Raw genomic sequence first — 20,757 nt, 5'->3', positions numbered from 1 at the left:
AATATCTTAATTACAATTTATTGTCGATTATATAATTTTCAAGTTTTCCTTAACCCTGTCAACCGGTTTCATGATAGAATTACTCTGTCATTTTTATTTAACAGAAAATGCAGATAGAATACTTGTGATTTCTTTTTAGAGATTTTCCATTTGAGGTGTCCTGCATATGAGTTCTGTTTCCCTGATTGTGCCGACATTAAATGAATCAGATAATATAGATTTACTCTTACATCGTGTTTTTGCGATAAAAGAGCTGCGAGAGCTCGATCTCGAAATTGTTTTTTCTGATGGATCCTCAGCAGACGACACCTGCTCACAGATCAGAAAGTGGCAGGAGGATTATCCCGTTCGGTTAATTGAGAGTGATGTGAACAAAGGCTTGTCGGCTGCAGTTATCGCTGGTGCAGCAAAAGCCCAGGGCGAATATGTTCTGGTGATGGATGCTGATTTAAGTCATCCGCCAGAGAGTATTCCCGAACTACTTCATCCCCTGCTGTCAGGTGACTGTGATATGGTTATCGGCAGCAGGTATGTTCGTGGAGGCAGTACACCCGACTGGCCACTGTCCAGGAAGATATCATCTGTCCTGGCTACACTGCCGGCACGTATTTTTACGGATGTCAAAGATCCGTTGGCAGGTTTCTTTTGTTTACGCCGTGAACGCCTTGTAAATCTTGGTCGTGAGGTGAGCGGGTTTAAGATAGGTCTGGAGGTATTGGCCACAGAAGAGCAGCCTTTTGTAGTGCAGGAGGTGCCTATTATTTTCAGGGACCGGTGTTACGGTGATTCAAAAATGGGTTTCACCGTGATCCGTGATTATGTGAGACAGTTACTTCAGCTTGTGGGGATCGATTTCACCCATTTTCTATCGCCACTGGCGATTGTATCATTGATTCTGGGTGCGGCTGTTGCCGATTACTTATTTTCAATGGCTTTCATGTCAGCAGGAGTTAGGCCAATTACCTCACAGTGGGTTAGTTTTTTACTTACATGCGGCATAATTGGAGGAGGTATTTGGAATCTTTCAGGGAATACGAGGCAACGACATTCCCAACATGAACTGTCAACTATTGTCATAACTGGGGTATATGGTTCCATGCTGCTTTTGTTCCTGCGATCTGCAGTAGCCCTACAGCTGGGCACCATCAGTGGATCTTCATCAGGCCTCTTCCTGCTTTCCTCAGGCACTGTAATAACAGGCTATATCGCTTCTGTCTGTTTTGTTTTCTCTATTGGCAAGAAGAGAATAAGCGGTGAACTGGTCATCCGCTTTTATCTGATTGCTGCTGTGTTCTACCTCTTCATCCTGCGGCTGTTCTATATAAATCTTGTGCCATTAAGCCCTGAAGAAAATTTCACAATTGAAAAGTACGGTGCAGGCCTTGGTGGAAGTCCAGTTTTTCCTGATGTATTGAGAAGTTTTGTCTATAAGTTCGTGATGCTACTTACAGATAATGCACGGTTTAGTTTTAGGTTTGCTGCGCTTGGTGTCTGGTGGATAGCACTTGTCTGCATGTTTAACTTGAGCCGGGATATGCTCGATAGATCAATTGCTTTTAAGACTACCCTGCTGTTTAGCACTTTGCCGTTCATTTTTTTTGGAACATTTGGTTATACAGATGATACCATTCTGGTGCTTGTTTGGAGTGGATCACTCTATGTTCTTAACCGGTTTCTTGTTGTGGGGGACAGAAGGGCATGGGTATATGCGGCAATTATACCTGTCCTTGCAGTCTGCTATGAGCCGTTTAGTTTGGTTTTATTGCTCGGGAGCGGGTTATATTTAGTTCTGCATATCAGGAACAGGTCGTATCGCGAAAAGCATCACCCTATGGCCTGGATGATACTGGTATGCGTCACCTCTGCGCTTCTCTGGAAAGTTTCCGGTTTTTGCCGGTATTCTGATTTTCAAAACGGTGTATCGTGGATAAATCAACTGGCAGGTCCTGAGTTTTCATCTTCGCCAGCTCTTCTGCTTATTCTGATTACTCCCGTTCCTCTTCTCGCGACGGTCTTTTGTGCAGTAAAGTGTGGAAAGGCGAATGGTCACAGCATGTATCCTTATAAAGATTTATTCAAACCTGAGAAAAAACAGTTCTTTCTCCTCCTGTTTGTACTGCCATTTGTTGCCGGTCTTTTAATGTCTGTGATAAAAGAGGATTATTCCTGGTGTGGCGGTGTTGTATGGTTGGCAGCACTGCCTTGCATTTCAGTAACATACACCAGGCCGGGGCCGGGCAATCATCGTAAAATTGATACCTTTTTGTATCGTGGGTGGTGGATAACCGTACTGTTTTTGATCCCAATATACGGTTATACTCTTTTGGGTCAGGTGCTGTGACTACTGATTTCCATCAGCCAGCTTCATCGGATCCAGCAAGCAGATCAATTTCTCTTTTGTAATATCGGTTTTCTCAAGGGCAACATCAAGAATCGGACGATTTTCTAGTACTGCCGTCTTGCCTATTATCGCTGCCTGTTCGTAGCCGATCTCCGGTACCAGGGCAGTGACCAGAATAGGGTTTTTTGATAACGACTCGCTGCAGCGTGCGATGTTGACATGTAAATCGTTAAATACCTTATCGGCCAGGGCATAACAGCTTCCTGTTAAAAGTGAGAGCGCGTGAAGCAGGTTGTCAGCAATCAAAGGCAGCATTGTGTTCAGCTGGAAGGTTGAAGATTGGGCAGCAACAGTATTTGCGCAATCAAATCCAGTAACCTGGGCGGCTGCCATGCAGACAGCTTCAGGTATTACGGGATTAACCTTGGCGGGCATTATGCTTGAACCAGGCTGTAGTGGAGGTAGTGTAATTTCACCGAGTCCTGCAAGTGGGCCCGAATTCATCCAGCGTAAATCGTTACTGATTTTTAGCAGTACGGTGGCCAGGGTCTTCAGGTGTCCACTGGCTTCCAGAGGTGTGTCAAGACTGCTGAGACCTTTATACGCCAAGGGAGAGGCTTCAAATGATATATCTGTGATGTGCGACAGAAAACGTATCGCTTTGGTTGCGAAATCCGGATGGCAATTCACACCGCTGCCAACAGCGGTACCTCCAAGCGGAAGACGTGACAGTCGTGGCAGAAGTGATGAAAATCGTTCCCGGCATTCATCCAACTGGAGGTTCCAGGTTAAGAACTCGGCAGAAATCTTAACGGGCAGGGCATCCATAAGATGTGTTCTTCCCGTTTTTACAATATGTCTGAATCTTTCAGCATTTCCGGCGATGGAGACCATCAGGTGGTCAATGGCTGGAAGTAAATCTTTAATAATGCCGGTTACAGTGCTGATAAGAAGTGCCGAGGGTATTACGTCATTACTGGACTGGCCGAGATTGACATGATCATTAGGGTGGATGTCGATGTTTTTCTGGCGGCAAAGGGTAGCAACTACCTCGTTAACATTCATATTGGTCGAGGTTCCGGAACCGGTTTGATAAACGGGCACTGGAAACTGATCCATATGGAAATCAGTCAGCAACTGATTACAACATTTTACTATGATGGATCCCTGTTCAGGGTTGAGTAAGCCGAGTTGTTGGTTGGTATCGGCAGCTACAAGTTTAATCAGCAGTAAGGAGCGGATAAACTCTGCTCGCATTTTCTGGTCACTGATTGAAAAATTGTCTACTGCCCTTTGAGTTTGAGCACCATAAAGCGTATGTGCTGGAACTTCAACCGGCCCCATACTGTCATATTCCGTACGCGTTTCCTTCATGGCTTTCTCCGGAGGCAAATGATGTGTTGTGGGAACCGAGGGAGAGAAGAGATGCGGCTGCACAAGTGGTGTGCAACCGCAGGAATAATGGAATTATCTACTCGGCTTTCCACAACCCGTGCAGGTTGCAATAGGCTCGTGCGGTAACCTTGTCAGCGGTAACAGGGAAGAAAGCAGCGGGTTTGTCACCGGCTTTCAAAAATTCGCGATAAACAGTGCCACCAACGATGAGTTCAATCCATTCGATGAAATGCTCATCGGTCATCGGATGGTCGACAGAGCCAACATTGACCTGCCAGCCATCAGCCTTCTTTTCAAGGGCAGGAACATGCTTTTCAACCGCAGCGTCTGTTGTGTTCTCGGTCATTTTGGTCATGTTCTGACCACAGCAGACTAGATCTCCACCGCCTGCAGCGAGAACTTCAACAATATTTCCACACAGATCACATTTGTATACTTCCAGTTTTTCAGGCATTGGCAAATCCTCCGTCTATTAAATAAGTAGGTTACAGGGAACCAAGTAAAATTCTTCTATCGCCAGATTTTCACAATGATCAAAAAAGTCACCCCAGGAAAAGATTTCATCTCCCTGTGGCTATTCTTTCCACACGCCAAAACCTTGAACGAAATGAGTAATTTTCTTGGTATCCACTAGGTTCACCCGGCAGAAACTCTATCGATGCCGCAGAAGGAGACCGGCGGGGGACAACTTGTCACCAAAAACGTGATACAATGGATTGAATCACAGGCATGATTTATTTGTCAAATCCTGTGGCAGCAATAAATAGTACTTGCGTCCACGGCGAGCAGCCGTGGAATCCATATATATGCAGTTTTGATCAGTGGAACCAGTCCTTGCGTTCACCACAAAGAATATATTGCTGTTGTGTTAAAAGTAAACAGTAGCAAATCGGATTTTAATAAAAGATAATAAAAAATTCCAGGCAACTGGCTATACTCAGAGAAATAGAACCAGAAGATATTTTTAATTCATCGCAAAGGAAAGGAAAATGGGACAACATCTTGTTCTTGCTGGTGCTGGTCATGCACATATGGTCACCTTGCAGAATATTTCCGTTTTAATCGGCAAAGGACATCGGGTAACTGCAATTGGCCCCTCGGAACATCATTTTTATTCGGGAATGGGCCCTGGAATGTTGGGTGGCACGTATGCCAGCGATGAGATAAGCTTTAACAGTAAAAAGGGTGTTGAAGGGCAGGGTGGAACGTTTGTTAAAGATCTGGTGGTCCGGATAGATTGTGAAAAAAAAACGGTGACACTACAATCCGGTACTGAAATTGGCTATGACGTTCTGTCGTGTAATTGTGGTAGCCAGGTGGTCTCCAGCTTTGGATATGGAGAGATACCTGTGTATCCTGTCAAGCCAATCGAGAATCTAAAAAACCTGCGACAGGCAATAAAACAGAAAAAGACGGGAGAACCGGTTTGTGTTGCAGTAATTGGTGGAGGGCCGTCATCGGCTGAGGTTGCAGGAAACTTGATTCAACTATTTGTACAAGATGGCAGACCCGGTAGTAAGGTTCATCTGCTTTGCAGGTCTCATTTCATGTCTGGATTTAATGAAAAGGTACGGAAGTATTGTCGGGGATATCTTGCCAAACAAGACGTCATTATAGCTGAAAACACCGGAAATGCCAGCCTGGTTGGCAGAGAAGTTGTGCTTACTGATGGAAATCGTATAGAAGTGGATTTTGTAGTTCAGGCTACAGGGGTGCGCCCAGTCTCACTGTTTAGCGACTCTTCAATGACTACTGGACCAGACGGGGGATTAGCTGTGAATGAATACCTGCAGTATGTGAATGATCCTAGCATTTTTGGTGGTGGTGATTGTATCAGTTTTATGCCACAGCCATTATCCAAGGTTGGTGTGTATGCTGTGCGGCAAAACCAGGTGCTTTATAGCAATCTTGTTGCTGCCCTAGATGGAAAGGGCTTGCAAACGTTTGATCCAGGCGGAGAGTTTCTGTTGGTTTTTAACCTCGGCTGCGGTTACGGCGTCTTGCAGAAAATGGGATTTGTGTTCAGGGGGAAGCTTCCTTTTTGGATAAAAGATCTAATCGATCGACGCTTCATGAAGAGGTTTCAAGGATAGTAGTCCAGTCTATTCTATGTAAGAAAAAAGTTTTGCAATTGTGCCAATAGTAATTATTACTATAAAATCTGAAATTTAATATCCTACCGTTATTACAAACCAAAAGAACTTGTAAACACTAAAGCACATATCTGTTTGCAAAAGTAAGGAATGATGAGGAGTTCTCAAACATGGGGAAAAAATGCTGTTTGAAATTTAAAAAGAAAGGAAAACAGTGCAAAAGCTGCCCTGTTATTCTCCCTGAATCGTGGGAAGAACTCTACCTTAAAAAGAAAAAGAAAGTAGAAAAAAACAAGAAGAAAAAAGTTAAGAAAAAGAAGAAGGCAGCGAAGAAAAAAGAACTTAAGAACAGTAAAGCCGCCAAGAAAACAAAGTAGTTTGTAAAATTAAACAAATAACAACAAAATAAGGAGATACGAGTAGCCATGATAACAAAAAAGATGAATGATGCATTTAATAACCAGATTAACGCTGAACAATTCTCTTCCTATTTGTATTTGTCTATGTCTGCCTGGTTTTCGACCAATGGACTACCTGGCTTTGCTACCTGGATGAGAGCTCAGGCCAAGGAAGAAGCTTTTCATGGTGACAAGATGTTTGATTATCTTTTAGAGCGAGGTGGCAAGGTTGAATTGCAGAAAATTGATAAGCCTAAAGGGAAGTGGAAATCTCCCCTTGATGTCATCAAGGATGTTGCTGCCCATGAAGCAAAAGTGACAGGACTTATCAACGATCTGGTTGATTGTGCCCTCGAGGAAAAGGATCATGCTTCGAATATATTCCTGCAATGGTTTGTTGCTGAGCAGGTAGAGGAAGAGGCATCGGTAGGTGAGGTACTTGACAGGTTGAAGATGGTTGGTGACAACCCATCAGGTATGTTCACCATGGATCTGGAGATGGGAAAACGCGTATTTCAGGAACCAGTTGCTGAGTAGTTATTTATGTCCCTATAATGTTGACTTTATTGCCGCTATAACCGAGCTTTTCTTCACTGAAGGGGCCTTGCTCCTGGTGATGGTTGAGAGATAGGGAAATCAGGTATATTTAAAAGAGGAGTGTCTATATGACAATCGATTGGGCGTATATGAGAAAAGGCTGAGTTTCCTGCAAGAAGGCCTGGACGGTCTTTTCAGAGCGGGAGTTGAATGTTAAAGAAGAGATTAATGCTTCTAAAGAGACCGTGAGTGGCGATGATGTCTGGTCGCTATTGGCAGAGGCACCTGTTGTTTATGTGGCAAGTGGACAGAAAATTCTGGAATTTAAACCTCTGGAGGCCGATCGCGAGGAATTATTGAAAAAAGTTACCGGCAGGACCGGCAACCTTCGCGCCCCGGCTCTTCGTATTGGTAAGGAGTTCTATGTCGGTTTTAATAATGACTTGTACGAGCGTATTGCTTCTCAGAAATAACAAGTATATGGGTCAGGACGAAAAAGTTACAGCCATAGACCGGTAGTACCTGTTTATGGCTGTAATCCGGATAATAGCTTATTCGTGGTTATTGGAAAGATACTCAGCAACCCCTTCTGCGGTCGGTTTCATTGCCTCTTCACCTTCCTGCCAGTTTGCCGGGCAGACCTCTCCATGTTTTTCTGTGAATTGTAACGCGTGCAATACCCGTAGTGCCTCATTCACGCTTCTGCCGAGTGGTAGGTCGTTGACAACCTGGTGACGAATGATTCCCTCTTTGTCTATCAGGAACAGGCCTCTCAGAGCTATACCCGCATCAATGAGTACCTGATAATCTTTTGAAATCGACTTGTCCAGGTCAGATACTAAAGGAAAGCTGATATTGCCGATACCACCTTCTTTGACAGGTGTGTTTTTCCAGGCCAGGTGGGAAAAGTGGGAATCAATTGAAACTCCAACAACCTGGCAGTTGTTTTCTTCAAATGTCTGTACTGCCTTATTAAAAGCCAGAATCTCTGTTGGGCACACGAAGGTGAAATCGAGTGGATAGAAAAAGAGCAGCACATATTTTCCGCGGTAATCCGACAGGTTGAAATCCTCTTTGAAGCTGTTATCAGCCATAACAGCTGTGGCCGTGAACTCTGGGGCGGGTTGGGTTACGAGTAATGTCATATTCTCTCCTTTAATGTCAGGTGCGCATTATACAATTAGGACGGTCTAACTTGATGGGTAAAATAAAACCGCACTGGTTTAGAAAATCAGTGCGGTAAGTATGGATTTAGTCGGCTTTCCAGAAAGAATCTTTCTCTGCACCGCAAAATGGACATACCCAGGTATCAGGTACATCTTCCCAAGCGGTTCCGGGATCAACACCATTTTCGTGATCACCTTCTTCTGGATCATAAATATAACCACACGGGCATTCCCACTTCTGCATAGAGCATCCTCCAGTAAATGTTAATGGTAATTATTCCTATTTGTGCCAGTATATCTCTAAACAAATGGATGTCAATATAAATAGTATGGGATCTGGAAAAAAAATTAAAGACGCCAATGGCTTATTTTCCACATTTAAGTTGATCTGCGGATAATCTCCTTTGATGGGATGAGTGCTGTGGCAGTGGCAGATACTATGTTACCGGCAACACCAGGTCCATCTCCGGCAACGAATAAACCCTCAATACAGGTTTCTAGGTTATTGTCGGTATCTATCTGGGTGGCAAAGAATTTGATCTCTGGTGCGTATAAAAGCGTTTCATCGTTGGCAACACCTGGAATTACAGAATTTAGCTGATCTAAGCCATCGATCAGGTTTGTAAGAATTCTTTCCGGCAGTGCCATTGCAATATCTCCGCAAGTGACATTTTTAAGGGTCGGCTCAATATAGCTGTTTCGTACCCTGTTCCAGGTTGAACGCCTGCCGCGTTTTAAATCACCATAGCGTTGAAGTATTGGTTTGCCGCCACCGATAAGGGTTGAAAGTTTACCGATGGACTCACCATAGGCTTGATTATCTTCTACAGGGTCTGTCAGCACAACCTTGGACAAGAATGCAAAGTTTGTATTTTCTGATTTTTTGTCCATATAAGCGTGACCGTTGACACAGACGAAATCCTGGTAGTTTTCCAGTGCCACAAAGCCACCGAGGTTGGTGCAGAAAGTTCGTGTCTGGTCGTCATATTTAGAGGTACGTACAAAAAAGGTCGGATCGTAGATGATTGAACAGAGATCCTGCATAATCTCGTTGTGAACTTCGACCCTTACACCAACCTCAATCCCTCTCTGGGAGACATCTATATGATGTTCGCGAGCGATATTGCCAACCCACTCGGCACCAACACGACCTGGAGCGAGGATAACATTTGGTGCCTCGTAAGACCTGCGGTTCGACCTGACACCGGTGATTTTGTTGTCATCAACCAGAATGTCTTTTACCTCTTCTGAGTGATGAAAGGTGACGCCGAGGTCTCTTACATAATCAGCCATGGCTGCGATATGGTTTGGCAGGTTGTCTGAGCCCAGGTGTTTTTGTTTTATGACCAGTAGATCAATTCCTTGTTTCCTGGCCTGCTTACGGATATCTTTTGCCTTTTCCATATCGGTAGGGAAAACCTGTCCATCCATGTTGAAACGATTGTAGATTTCCTCGGTCTCATCTATGAGCTTCTTGGCTTCCGAGACAGGCATAAACTGGGTGAGGTCAGTTTTCCCAAGTTTGTGAATGAAGTTAAGTTTTCCGTCGGAAAACAGCCCGGCCCCTCCGATGCCACACAATATGTTGCAGGGGCGGCACTTGATACATCCTCCGTCTTTGATCGGGCAGGTACGTTTTAAGGGAGCCTTGCCTTTTTCAATGAGAAGAATCTCTAGGTTTGTGTGTTCTGCAAGATAATAGGCTGCAAAAAGCCCGGCGGGGCCACCACCTACAATAATGACATCAAATTGATTTTTAGTTTTTTGTGGGGACATCCTGATACCTGTTTAAATGGTTAATTGGAGTAAATCGCGCCACCGCGCAGATTTACTCCAGATGACAAGTGGGAGTCAAGGGTTTTTACTGATTCAGGGATTTCGATAAAATAACCAGGATATTTCAGCATTCGAGATGGCCTGCCAGTCAAGACGGTAATAGATGAAAATGTATTCAGAAGTTGCGCCGTTAGTCGTTTACTTATTACCTGTCATGCCCAAAAAACAAGACAAGCCGAGGGTAATTTATGATATATCCACGCTAATTCATTCCCATCCTAAAACTGCCCTTTGGGGCAATATTTTCGTTATGCTCAAAATTTTCTCCTCCGGTAAGTGAAGAACGAGACTCCGAGATACCAATTATATGCCTGTGGTAAAAGTTTTCACATGCCTCGAGCTGGACCAGATAAACCTAGACTTCGAAACACCAGGTTTTAGTATGGAAACTAATTCGGTTAAGCAAAAAAAAGGCCCCGTTTAAAACGGAGCCTGTCGTCAACTTGGAGTCTGAGTTGATCTGCAGAAAACTATTTATCTGTTGTCGATTCCGGCTCCTTTTCTTCTGTGACTGTTGGGGCAGTCACTTCCTGCATGCCGAAGCCAAGGCGGAGTTTATTTTCAATCTCAAGGCACATTTCACTATGGTCGGTAAGAAAACGTTTAGCGTTTTCACGACCCTGGCCGATTCTCTCATCTTGGTACGAGTACCAGGAACCACTTTTATCAACGATATTATTCTCAACGGCCAGATCAAGAAGATCCCCTGTCTTTGAGATACCTTCGCCGTATATGATGTCGAATTCTGCAATCTTGAATGGTGGGGCAACCTTGTTTTTTACGACCTTAACCTTGGTCCGGTTACCAATTACTTCCTGGCCATCTTTTATCTGAGCGAGTCTGCGTATATCAATTCGCAGAGATGAATAAAACTTCAAGGCATTCCCGCCCGTTGTCGTTTCCGGGTTGCCAAACATAACCCCGATTTTCATTCGGATCTGGTTGATAAAGATGAGTACAGTGTTTGAACGGTTCAGTACCCCTGTAAATTTCCTCATTGCCTGGGACATAAGGCGGGCCTGGAGTCCAACATGGGAATCACCGACATTGCCATCTATCTCGGCTCGCGGAACGAGGGCGGCAACGGAGTCGATGACAATGACATCTATCCCGCCTGAGCGTATGAGGATTTCGGCTATCTCAAGGGCCTGTTCTCCAAAATCCGGTTGGGATACCAGCAGGTCGTCGACATTAACTCCGAGTCGTTCTGCATAGCTTGTGTCCAGGGCATGTTCTGCATCAATAAAGGCAGCGGAGCCACCACGTTTTTGTGCCTCGGCGATTACATGGAGAGCCAGGGTGGTTTTACCAGAAGACTCTGGACCGTAGATCTCAGTTATCCGACCTTTTGGGAAGCCGCCGACACCTAGTGCTATATCAAGGCTGAGGGCACCTGTCGGAATAGACGGGATCGATTCAGCCTCCCGGGTACCGAGGCGCATAATCGAGCCTTTTCCGAACTGGCGTTGAATTTGGTTTATTGCATTGTCTACACTGTTGGATCTATCTTTGGAAGCGCCTGCGGCCATAACTTTCTCCCGAATAATCGTTGGTATGTTGAGGTTGAAAACAGTGGCTGTATATGTACCACAGTTATTATAATTTGCGTATGTTTCTGGAAACGTAACCGGCAAAACTTAAAAAAACCTTAAATATCATGGTATTATTTAAATTATGTTATTTTGAGCCTGGGTATGTGGTTGTGATCGCCGAATCAGCAAACCGTATGCTGGAATCAGTATGCCATAGCAGGGGTGTCATAGAGTGACTACCCCCCAGAAAAAATATTAAGGCTGCAATAAATATTTGCGGACGAGATCCAGACCCGTCTGTGCGGTCATCTCGCGAATCTGGTGACGGTCGCCTTCAAATAGAAATTTGGAAACCCAATTGCCGTCCTTTGTTGCAATGCCGATATAGACAGTACCGACCGGCTTGTCGTCAGTTCCGCCGCCGGGTCCGGCTATGCCGGTAACAGCAAGGCCAATATCGGCAGAACTCTTTTCACGGATGCCAACGGACATCTCTTCGGCAACAATGCGGCTGACGGCGCCATGTTGTTGGAGCGTATCTTCTGAAACACCTAAGAATGAGGTTTTAAGTGAATTGGCATAGGAGACTACCCCCCCGAGGAAATAGTCTGAGCTTCCTGGTACATTGGTCAGCCGCTGGCTTATTAAGCCACCTGTACATGATTCTGCGACGGCCAGGCATCTTTTCTGTTTCGCGAGAAGAGCTCCGACAACCTTTTCCATGTTTTCACGATTGTGCCCGTAAATAGAATCACCCAAAGCTGTGTCGATTGCCTTGCAGCAGGACTGAAACAGTTTCTTGGCGTTTGCCGCAGTTTTATCACGAATGGTTAGGCTTAAATGAACTTCAGGGAAAACAGGGTAATAGCCTATATGAACTGCATCATCGAGGTCGAGACTGTTGATACGCCGGTTCACTTCTGCTTCCGGCAGGTTGAAAATCCGGAATATCCGCTGATACGTCGATAACGTATGTGATGAATTCCAGGTAGCAAGACCTGGAAGGACGTGTTCAACCAGGAGATGCTTCATCTGTTCCGGTATTCCCGGCAGAAAATAGACGGGCGTTTCGTTATGGACAAGTCTGTAACCAGCCATGCGTGAATCAGGACTGAGTACTTCTGCGCCTTCTGGCAACCACGCAAGCTTTTCGAGATCTCCAACCGGTGCGGTTGTGATCTTGTCCAGGTAATGGCGGACATTTACCAGTACATCAAGATTTGGCATGGTAGGTCGGTTGAGAGCCTTGGAAACAGCTTCGTTCGTCATGTCGTCGTCCGTCATGCCCAGACCACCTGTGACGAGTACTGCATCTACTCTCTCCAGGGCTACATTCACCGCTTCGCCAATAAGTTCTGGTGTATCACCAATAGTGTGCATGGCATATATTTCATGCCCGGCATCGAAAAGATGACGGGCGGCAAAACCACTTGTGGTATTCAGGATACGGCCGGATGTCAGTTCATCTCCGATGGCTATTATTTCAATTTTCATATCTTTTTATATGACCTCACCTGCAACCCATGACCCGTCGCTATGAACAAGGCGAACATTGACCACCTTGTTTTTTAATGAATCATCACCTTCAAAGCGTACAGCGATATAATTGTCTGAAAAGCCTTTGAGGCGATTTGCAGCGTCTCTCTTACCCTCGACGAGGACCGGTACAACTCTGCCAATTTGTCGCTTATAAAAGGATTCCCTTTTCGCGGTCCCAATCTTCCGCAATCTATTTACTCGCTCAGCTTTAATATGTTTCTTGATTTTGTTCGGTAATGTGGATGCGACGGTGCCTGGTCTGTCGGAGTAGGGAAAGACGTGTAAATAGGTGCAGGGAAGCGAGGATACGAAATCCAGTGTTGATAGGAAATGGGCCTCACTTTCACCCGGGAATCCAGCGAGGATGTCGATACCGATAGCTATCTCAGGAACCTTTGCGACACAACGGTGAACCGTTTCACTAAATTCTTTAGTAGTATAGTGTCTGTTCATTTGAGACAGAATTTCATCGTTACCGCTCTGCAGTGGAATATGCAGATGGGGCATGAGGTTGTCGCGATCCTCTATGAGTTCCAGCAGGGCATCTGTTATTTCCGTTGGTTCAAGTGAGCTTATTCTAAAACGAGTTGATTGGTACTCTTTGGTTAACGTGTCGACCAGGTCAATGATGTCGTGTCTCTCATGCAGATCCTTGCCATAATAGCCGAGGTGTATGCCGGTCAGCACGATTTCCTTAAATCCCCCTTGGATGAAACAGTCAGTCTGTTCACGTATTTTTGCGAGTGGCAGGCTCCGGTTTGGTCCACGCGTATACGGCACAATGCAATAGGTGCAATAACTCTCGCATCCATCCTGAACCCTCAGGTAGGCCCTGGTCCTGTCTTGGAAGGAGTTGACCGGGAGATCACAGATAGTATCGGCCTCCATTATTGAGCCCAAGATATTTTGTGTGGGTTCTGATTCCAAAGAGGTAGCTGTTTCAACCAGCTTGTCTTTTTTTGAGTTTCCTATTATTGAGTAGTCCCTGTTTGCGAGATCCTCAAACGCAGCTATCTCATCACTGGCGATTTCGGCGTAACAGCCGGTAATGATGATTCGGCATTGCGGGTTGTTTCTTGTCGCCTGGCGGATAAGCTGACGCGACTGGGCACCAGCACGAGCGGTGACAGCACAACTATTGATGACGGCAATATCAGCCTCTTCGATTTGTGGCACAAGTTGGAATTCATCTGCCAAAAAGCCTGTGGCAAAGGCGGCAGATTCAAATTGGTTGACCTTGCAGCCGAGGGTCGTGATAAATACTTTTTTCATTTTTTCTATTATAGGATGATACCTGAACCGAGCAGTTCGGTATCGGTATAAAAGACAGCAAACTGCCCGGGTGTAACGGCACGCTGAGGTTGGTCAAACAGAAGGGTGGCCGTGTGGTTTTCAAGGTTCTCAATTTTGGCTGACGACCCCCGGTGGCTATACCTGATGCGTACTGTATATTTTTTGTTCTGCTGTGGTGGTGTCATCGGCAGCCAGTGCAGGCCTTTTATCTGAATACGTTTATTGTAGAGCTCTTCGTCTTTACAGACAATGAGGCTGTTTGTGTTTGTGTCCATGCCCGCCACATACCAGGGAGTACTGTCAGGTATGCCCAGGCCGCGACGCTGGCCGACGGTATAACGGAAGAGACCCTGGTGCTGGCCGAGTGTCTTCCCGTTTTCAGTAACAATAGGGCCTGGTTGTACCTGCGCAGGGTAGTGGGCTGCAAGATAATCACCCACTGTCACATCCCCGAAAAAACAGACATCCTGGCTTTCGGTCCCGCCAAAGCCATGGAAACCATGTTCGCCAACCAGGGTATAGATATCTTTTTTGTGAAATTGGCCGAGTGGGAAAATTACTTTCTCCAGCTGTTCCCTCTGCAGTCGTGCCAGAAAGTAGGATTGATCCTTGAGTGGATCGACCCCCTGATGAAGATGGTTCCCTGTCGAATCCTTGATAAGTTGGACGTAATGGCCTGTGGCCATAGCGTCCATTCCGGCTCCCAGAATTGCCTCCTGGAACAATCCGAATTTGATCTCCCGGTTGCAGACCATACACGGATTGGGAGTAAGACCCGAAAAATAACTCTCCCTGAAGTAATCGAGCACCTTTTGCTGAAAGGAGGCACGAAGATCTACTATTTCAAGATCGATTCCAAGTTGGTCGGCAACGGCGGTTACCTTTTCAAGCTGTTCATCGTAATCAGGCTGGGAGAGCCGCATGAAAAAACCTTTGACCACAGCCATCTCTTTCAAAATGAGGGCGGCAGCGGTTGAATCAACCCCACCGCTCATAGCTATTCCTATCTTTTGGGGGTTCACTGAATTTCTTGCAATCGTATCGGGGTTCATCTATTAAGAGTGTGGGTTGTACCCTTTCTGAAACCGGCGCAGGTACGTTCGGTTTTCCATGAAAATGACATTACAGATTAATCGACAATGACAGAAAAAGAAAGCAACAAAGAAGAGACCATACGAATCCCGGAGCTCCTTGCTCCAGCAGGTAATTTTGAAAAGCTGGTCACCGCTGTGCATTATGGTGCCGACGCAGTATATCTCGGGGGAAAAAAATTCAGCCTCCGGGCCAAGGCCGGAAATTTCAGTATGGACAAGATGGCTGAGGCAATACAATACAGTCATGAGCATGGTGTGAAGGTATATGTGACGGTAAATATACTGGCCCATAATGAAGACCTTGTTGGACTTGCCCAATATCTGAAAGACATTCAAGGGATGGGGGCAGACGGCATTATCGTATCAGATCCCGGTATCCTGGCTGAGGCCAGGAAACATGTTCCTGATCTCCCGGTACATCTTTCGACTCAGGCTAACGTGACAAATTATGCTTCCGCCTCGTTCTGGACGACACAGGGGGTGTCCCGACTGAACCTGGCCAGGGAGTTGTCGCTTCAGGAAGTGCAGGAGATACGGAAAAGTATAAGTGCTGAAATAGAGGTGTTTGTGCATGGTGCACTTTGTATTTCCTATTCCGGCAGGTGCATGCTCTCAAATTATATGACTGGGCGTGACGCAAATCGAGGCAATTGCGCGCATCCATGCCGCTACAGTTATAAGTTGGTCGAAGAAAAAAGGCCTGGTCAGTTATTCCCGGTTGAGGAGGATGAACGGGGTACGTATATTTTTAACGCCAAGGATCTTTGTTTGCTGGAGACCTTACCGCTACTTGTAAATAGTGGGCTCGACTCACTCAAGATAGAAGGGCGAATGAAGTCGATCTTTTATGTAGGTGGGGTGGTACGTATCTACAGAGCGGCTCTTGATTACCTGAAAGAGCTTCCGGCTGAACAGTGGTTGCGACCTGATGAAATTTCGCTACCCACAGAGTTCATGGAAGAATTACTCAAGACAGGAACGCGAGGAGTCAGTGATAATTTCATTCATGAGAAGCCGGGAGAGGGGGAGATGAATTATATCACCTCACGCGTTGAACAGACCTATGAGCCTGTTGCAGTCATACGTAGGCCTGGTGAAAGCCATTTTGTGGAAATACGCAACACCCTCTTTCCCGGAGAAGAGGTGGAGTTTATGGGGAAAGGGTTTGGTGTAAAATCCACAAGGATTGTTGGTATGTATGATGAAGAAGGGAATAAGGTGGAAAAAGCCAATCCCGGTAACAGGGTTCTGCTGCAGACAGATCCGGTAGCACCGGAGTATCCGATTCATACAATTTTGCGCAGGAAAATTGTGAAAACCGCAGGGTGAGCTCGGTCATGGGTAAAAAAGGTCTGGCGTTTAGACCATGGGCGGGGTAAAACAGTAATCGATTATTAAACGAAATTACGCGTTGTTGAAGAGTCTACAAAAGCATTTTGGATAACAGTGTTATCTACAAGTGCAATCCCCACAGCAAAGAAGGAGAGAGGCATGGCAGATTTTATATATCAGGAACCGTTTCCCCTGGGAAAAGCCGATACAAAATACGCGAAAGTCGAGGGATCCGAAAAATATGTATCGGTCGAAACCTTTAACGGTCAGGAGATCATAAAAATTGACCCTGCTGGCTTGACAGCACTCTCCAATCTCGCCATGAAGAATGTCTCTTTCCTGTTACGCTCCGCCCATAATGAGCAGGTTGCCAGAATCCTTGAGGATGATGAAGCATCAATGAATGAAAAGGGAGTTGCCGTGGCTTTTCTGAGGAACGCTGAAGTTGCCTCACAATTTGAGTTGCCGATATGTCAGGATACAGGTACCGCCATTGTTATGGGCAAGAAGGGGCAACAGGTCTGGACCGGTTCCAACGATGCTGAAGCTCTCTCTCAAGGGGTGTACAAAACGTATACAGAAGAAAACCTGCGTTACTCGCAGACTGTAGCTCTTGATATGTATACGGAGAAAAATACCGGGACGAATCTGCCTGCCCAAATTGATCTGTATGCGGTCGAAGGCTCGGAATATTCGTTTCTGTTTATTGCAAAGGGTGGGGGAAGTGCAAATAAAACGTATCTGTTCCAGGAGACGAAGGCTCTGTTAAATCCGTCAACACTTGAGAACTTTCTGGTTGAAAAGATGAAAACCCTCGGGACTGCAGCCTGTCCCCCTTATCACCTTGCTTTTGTTGTTGGTGGTACGAGTGCAGAAGCCAATCTTAAAACGGTTAAACTTGCCTCTGCCAAATATTATGACACATTGCCAACAACAGGGAACGAGCATGGCCGTGCCTTCCGTGATGTAGAGCTCGAGGAAAAACTCCAACAGGCCGCCAGGGATACCAATATCGGAGCACAGTTCGGTGGGAAGTACTTTACTCACGATATACGTGTTGTCCGGCTCCCAAGGCATGGTGCATCCTGTCCTGTCGGTATGGGTGTTTCCTGTTCTGCTGACCGGAATATAAGGGCGAAGATTAATAAAGAGGGCCTCTGGCTCGAACAGCTGGATACCAACCCTGGAAGACTCATACCTGATAAATACAGGGGAAAGCATGATCATGGGGTGAAAATAGATCTGAATATGCCTATGAAAGATGTCCTTGCAGAGCTTACCAAGCACCCGGTGGGGACGTCGCTAATGCTTACAGGAACCATTGTTGTGGGGCGGGATATCGCTCACGCCAAGTTTAAGGAGATTCTTGATGCCGGAAATGATCTTCCCGATTATCTATGCAACCATCCGATCTATTACGCTGGTCCGGCTAAGACTCCAGCGGGTAAGCCATCCGGTTCTTTTGGACCAACAACAGCAGGCCGTATGGATAGTTACGTTGGGCTGCTTCAGGCCAAAGGCGGCAGCATGGTGATGATTGCCAAGGGGAATCGGTCACAGCAGGTAACGGATGCCTGTAAGAAAAATGGTGGTTTCTATCTTGGTTCCATTGGCGGTCCTGCGGCTATACTTGCTGAAGAAAATATCAAAAAAGTGGAGTGTATCGATTATCCTGAACTGGGCATGGAGGCTGTATGGAAAATTGAAGTCGAGGATTTCCCGGCTTATATATTGGTGGATGATAAGGGCAACGATTTTTTCACAGGCCTGATGTAGCTCGTGCCATCCCCCATATGATAAGTATGGAGCAATAATCAAGGGGACCTATCAACTCAATTTCAAAGGGGCAGCCTAGATGGTGCCCCTTTGTTATATTGTGAGTGTCATTTCTATATATAAAAAACTATTGTTGTTGGGAGAGTAAGGCTGTAAATTTCATACCACTCTTAACATGGAAAGGGAGTGTAATGGCATAATCCCGAAGACGCAACGCAGGGCGGGAGACTGTCACTACCCGGAACCGGGGGGCGGTTCGTCTATTCCAAAGTGTTTCTTATCTGTTAGCTTTCCTGTACTGATGATGAAGTGTGCCAGGCCTCGGGAGTAATCTCCTGTCAGTGCAGTTGGCTTTGACTTTGTAATCATTATGAAAAATAGTGGATACTGAGATGACGGAAGGTTCTAAAAGAATTGTGTTTCTGCTGTTTGTGTGTACAGCTGTAACACTTCTTTATTATTTTTTGTTTTTTGCCAGGGCCCAGGTTGACCTGACGATTCAATCTGAGAAGAATTGCTGGTTTAAGATTTATTGGGCTGAGGCGGGAGAACCTTTTGCGGAAAAAAACATGGCAAAAGTTTGGATATCAGGGAAAAAAATGAAGTACAAATTTTCCCTGACTGATATGGAGCAGGTTGAACGGTTGCGCATCGATACCCATGAATATGAGGGAAAGGTCGCTGTACATTCAATCGTTATACGCCAGAAAGGGTATAGTCCGATTCGGTTGTCAACAGCGGCGGATTTCAAAGGGTTACAACTGGGTGATCAGATACGTAAAAAATGGATAAAAAATGATATCTTTCATATTGTTTCCTCTGGAGATGATCCTGCCCTGATCTTTTTCCCGCAATTGGAAAAGGCTGATTATAATTATGGGCGTGAAGCAGCGATCTTACTTGCCTTGCTGTCATTTTCCCTCCTCTGTTACTACACCCTTGGCTTTCTGGCTACTGATTTCCTTTTTGTTCCGGTCTTTCTATCTGTAGTACTGGTGCTCGTGGCCACTATGGCATTTGTCAGCAGGGGAAATGTTCATCCTGATGAATATGTCCATGCAGGTGCGGCTCAGTACTACAAATCAAACTGGCTTCCTCCTCATATCCTGTCTGAAGAAATCAGTTGTACCTATAGTCCTTACGGCGTATCGCGTTTGAATGCAGATGAAATTTATTACCTTGTCGCGGGGAAAGTAGCTTTTCTCACGGAGCCATTTTTTCATGATAAATATAAAAATGAGAGAATGTTCGGTGTTATAACCCTGTTCTTCCTTGTTCTGTATACGCTGAAAAGTGTCCCGGCAAGGGTAGTGGCCCTGCCACTTTTACTGTCGCCCCAGATCTGGTATTTGTTTAGTTATTGTAACTCCGGTTTTTTCGCCCTGACCCTGGCTTTTGTTGCAGGATGCCAGGTTGTAAGAAAAGAAAGTATGCTCAACAGATACCTTTTTACAAGGGACGAACAGACCCCTCTCTGGTACGGTTTGGTGTGTGGCCTTGGGTTCGGTTTACTGTTGCTGCTTAAGCACAACTATCTTGCATTTACTCTTTTCACTCTGTTGTGTTACCTTATTTTCTTTTTTAGCAGGGTTGGTTGCGAAAACCGAAAAAGATACGTCATGAGAGTGTTGCTTATATGTTGCATGGGGTTAGTGGTTTATGGATCAAAGAAAGTGGCTGACTATACCGTGAATGGCTTTGAGCGGGAAGCTCTTTTGGAAAAAGCCCAGGCCACTTGCTCTGACAATAAACATGATTACGACGGAGTACCCATTGAACAACAAGTATTTACTCTCCACATGAAGGAGAGAGGGGTGTCACTCAAGGATATGGTGAATGTATACCACTGGGGAACAAAGACCTTTAAGTCCTCCTTTGGCCTTTACGGATATTTCAAGATTGATGCCCATACAAGCTATTATAAAGCCTTTAAATGGTCGATTATTGCCTTTCTCTGTTATGTTGTTGGTGTGATTGTTGTTTTTGGCAGCATGGATGTTCGATTAATATGTTCAGGTGCAATTGTCTTGGCTGTCTTGCTTACTGCATCGTCGTTGTATCATTCCTGGGTCGGTGATTTTCAACCCCAGGGCAGATATCTCTTTCCTGTGATCGGCATGGCAGGGGCCGTTTTTGGCCTTATTCGGCACCACCTTTCCGAACGCTGGGTTGGGGTGTTCTCGCTTTGGTTATTTCTTCTTTCTACTTATTCTTTTATCTTTATAGCTTTACAGCACATCCCTCGCAGTGTTTGATTATTAGTGCGGTATATATTGGATGACAATGGTTTTTCCCGTTATCAAGAAAAGCTTGAGCGCAATATCTACGGCAGCCTGATAGGCACAATGCGATTACAGTTAATTCTTCAGGACTAATTAGATTCTCCTTAGAAATAGATAACCGACTGTAATTGCAAGCATACCTT

Annotated in this window: 17 protein-coding genes; 8 read left to right on the top strand and 9 right to left on the bottom strand. The window is 45.5% G+C overall.

Features of this window, described 5'->3' with window-relative positions; all coding sequences use genetic code 11:
- Positions 1 to 166: 166 nt before the first annotated feature.
- Positions 167 to 2,341, top strand: coding sequence for a glycosyltransferase (locus tag GA520_RS11245; RefSeq protein WP_163340069.1), 2,175 nt, complete (start codon positions 167 to 169; stop codon positions 2,339 to 2,341).
- Here the strand turns inward: GA520_RS11245 and GA520_RS11240 are convergent, their stop codons facing one another.
- Both GA520_RS11240 and GA520_RS11235 read right to left on the bottom strand, forming a co-directional pair.
- Positions 2,342 to 3,715: a lyase family protein gene (locus GA520_RS11240; protein WP_163340068.1), complete on the bottom strand. Its 1,374-nt coding sequence runs from the start codon at positions 3,713 to 3,715 to the stop codon at positions 2,342 to 2,344.
- Between the two features lie 97 nt (positions 3,716 to 3,812).
- The gene (locus GA520_RS11235; RefSeq protein ID WP_163340067.1) at positions 3,813 to 4,190 is read right to left on the bottom strand and encodes a desulfoferrodoxin; all 378 of its coding nucleotides are present in this window, start codon (positions 4,188 to 4,190) and stop codon (positions 3,813 to 3,815) included.
- Between the two features lie 535 nt (positions 4,191 to 4,725).
- Between GA520_RS11235 and GA520_RS11230 the strand changes: the two genes are divergently transcribed.
- The 4 genes from GA520_RS11230 (at position 4,726) to GA520_RS11215 (ending at position 7,237) form a co-directional block, all read left to right on the top strand.
- Positions 4,726 to 5,829, top strand: coding sequence for an NAD(P)/FAD-dependent oxidoreductase (locus GA520_RS11230; protein ID WP_163340066.1), 1,104 nt, complete (start codon positions 4,726 to 4,728; stop codon positions 5,827 to 5,829).
- A gap of 188 nt (positions 5,830 to 6,017) precedes the next feature.
- Positions 6,018 to 6,206 (top strand): hypothetical protein, encoded by a 189-nt coding sequence (locus tag GA520_RS11225; RefSeq protein WP_240910245.1) that lies wholly within the window; start codon positions 6,018 to 6,020, stop codon positions 6,204 to 6,206.
- A 48-nt stretch (positions 6,207 to 6,254) separates the two neighbouring features.
- A complete protein-coding gene (locus GA520_RS11220) occupies positions 6,255 to 6,764 on the top strand; it encodes a ferritin (RefSeq protein WP_163340064.1) in 510 nt (169 codons plus the stop codon).
- Positions 6,765 to 6,970: 206 nt separating this feature from the next.
- Positions 6,971 to 7,237 (top strand): hypothetical protein, encoded by a 267-nt coding sequence (locus GA520_RS11215; protein ID WP_163340063.1) that lies wholly within the window; start codon positions 6,971 to 6,973, stop codon positions 7,235 to 7,237.
- Between the two features lie 78 nt (positions 7,238 to 7,315).
- Here the strand turns inward: GA520_RS11215 and GA520_RS11210 are convergent, their stop codons facing one another.
- The 7 genes from GA520_RS11210 to mnmA all read right to left on the bottom strand — a co-directional run bounded on the left by GA520_RS11210 (position 7,316) and on the right by mnmA (position 15,152).
- Positions 7,316 to 7,909 carry a peroxiredoxin gene (locus GA520_RS11210; RefSeq protein ID WP_163340062.1) on the bottom strand — a complete coding sequence of 198 codons (594 nt, stop codon included), beginning with the start codon at positions 7,907 to 7,909 and terminating at the stop codon, positions 7,316 to 7,318.
- Positions 7,910 to 8,015: 106 nt separating this feature from the next.
- Complete coding sequence (locus GA520_RS11205) at positions 8,016 to 8,174, bottom strand: rubredoxin (protein WP_163340061.1); 159 nt, start codon at positions 8,172 to 8,174, stop codon at positions 8,016 to 8,018.
- Between the two features lie 134 nt (positions 8,175 to 8,308).
- Positions 8,309 to 9,706 carry an NAD(P)/FAD-dependent oxidoreductase gene (locus GA520_RS11200; RefSeq protein WP_205749383.1) on the bottom strand — a complete coding sequence of 466 codons (1,398 nt, stop codon included), beginning with the start codon at positions 9,704 to 9,706 and terminating at the stop codon, positions 8,309 to 8,311.
- Positions 9,707 to 10,236: 530 nt separating this feature from the next.
- Complete coding sequence (recA, locus tag GA520_RS11195; RefSeq protein WP_163340060.1) at positions 10,237 to 11,295, bottom strand: recombinase RecA; 1,059 nt, start codon at positions 11,293 to 11,295, stop codon at positions 10,237 to 10,239.
- 258 nt (positions 11,296 to 11,553) lie between these two features.
- Entirely contained in the window at positions 11,554 to 12,792 is a 1,239-nt protein-coding gene (locus GA520_RS11190; RefSeq protein WP_163340059.1) for a CinA family nicotinamide mononucleotide deamidase-related protein, read from the bottom strand.
- 6 nt (positions 12,793 to 12,798) lie between these two features.
- Positions 12,799 to 14,109 carry a tRNA (N(6)-L-threonylcarbamoyladenosine(37)-C(2))-methylthiotransferase MtaB gene (gene mtaB, locus GA520_RS11185; RefSeq protein ID WP_163340058.1) on the bottom strand — a complete coding sequence of 437 codons (1,311 nt, stop codon included), beginning with the start codon at positions 14,107 to 14,109 and terminating at the stop codon, positions 12,799 to 12,801.
- Between the two features lie 8 nt (positions 14,110 to 14,117).
- The gene (gene mnmA / locus GA520_RS11180; protein ID WP_163340057.1) at positions 14,118 to 15,152 is read right to left on the bottom strand and encodes a tRNA 2-thiouridine(34) synthase MnmA; all 1,035 of its coding nucleotides are present in this window, start codon (positions 15,150 to 15,152) and stop codon (positions 14,118 to 14,120) included.
- A 117-nt stretch (positions 15,153 to 15,269) separates the two neighbouring features.
- On the opposite strand from mnmA, the gene GA520_RS11175 reads away from it, so the two are divergent.
- From GA520_RS11175 to GA520_RS11165, 3 genes are all read left to right on the top strand, one after another.
- Complete coding sequence (locus GA520_RS11175; RefSeq protein ID WP_205749382.1) at positions 15,270 to 16,553, top strand: U32 family peptidase; 1,284 nt, start codon at positions 15,270 to 15,272, stop codon at positions 16,551 to 16,553.
- Between the two features lie 162 nt (positions 16,554 to 16,715).
- On the top strand, positions 16,716 to 18,332 hold the full coding sequence (locus tag GA520_RS11170) for a fumarate hydratase (protein WP_163340056.1): 1,617 nt from the start codon (positions 16,716 to 16,718) through the stop codon (positions 18,330 to 18,332).
- 599 nt (positions 18,333 to 18,931) lie between these two features.
- Entirely contained in the window at positions 18,932 to 20,587 is a 1,656-nt protein-coding gene (locus GA520_RS11165) for a hypothetical protein (RefSeq protein ID WP_163340055.1), read from the top strand.
- Positions 20,588 to 20,757: the final 170 nt, after the last annotated feature.

Origin of the sequence: Desulfopila sp. IMCC35008 (assembly GCF_010646885.2) — a bacterium.
GTDB lineage: Bacteria > Desulfobacterota > Desulfobulbia > Desulfobulbales > Desulfocapsaceae > Desulfopila.
This window is presented reverse-complemented; position numbering and strand designations above follow the sequence as displayed.

Coding starts and splice junctions, on each gene's coding strand:
- GA520_RS11210 (WP_163340062.1), bottom strand. CDS start 7,909: ATGACATTACTCGTAACCCAACCCGCCCCAGAGTTCACGGCCACAGCT.
- GA520_RS11190 (WP_163340059.1), bottom strand. CDS start 12,792: ATGAAAATTGAAATAATAGCCATCGGAGATGAACTGACATCCGGCCGT.
- GA520_RS11200 (WP_205749383.1), bottom strand. CDS start 9,706: ATGTCCCCACAAAAAACTAAAAATCAATTTGATGTCATTATTGTAGGT.
- GA520_RS11240 (WP_163340068.1), bottom strand. CDS start 3,715: ATGAAGGAAACGCGTACGGAATATGACAGTATGGGGCCGGTTGAAGTT.
- GA520_RS11165 (WP_163340055.1), top strand. CDS start 18,932: ATGAAGTACAAATTTTCCCTGACTGATATGGAGCAGGTTGAACGGTTG.
- GA520_RS11235 (WP_163340067.1), bottom strand. CDS start 4,190: ATGCCTGAAAAACTGGAAGTATACAAATGTGATCTGTGTGGAAATATT.
- GA520_RS11230 (WP_163340066.1), top strand. CDS start 4,726: ATGGGACAACATCTTGTTCTTGCTGGTGCTGGTCATGCACATATGGTC.
- recA (WP_163340060.1), bottom strand. CDS start 11,295: ATGGCCGCAGGCGCTTCCAAAGATAGATCCAACAGTGTAGACAATGCA.
- GA520_RS11220 (WP_163340064.1), top strand. CDS start 6,255: ATGATAACAAAAAAGATGAATGATGCATTTAATAACCAGATTAACGCT.
- mtaB (WP_163340058.1), bottom strand. CDS start 14,109: ATGAAAAAAGTATTTATCACGACCCTCGGCTGCAAGGTCAACCAATTT.
- GA520_RS11205 (WP_163340061.1), bottom strand. CDS start 8,174: ATGCAGAAGTGGGAATGCCCGTGTGGTTATATTTATGATCCAGAAGAA.
- GA520_RS11175 (WP_205749382.1), top strand. CDS start 15,270: ATGACAGAAAAAGAAAGCAACAAAGAAGAGACCATACGAATCCCGGAG.
- GA520_RS11245 (WP_163340069.1), top strand. CDS start 167: ATGAGTTCTGTTTCCCTGATTGTGCCGACATTAAATGAATCAGATAAT.
- GA520_RS11170 (WP_163340056.1), top strand. CDS start 16,716: ATGGCAGATTTTATATATCAGGAACCGTTTCCCCTGGGAAAAGCCGAT.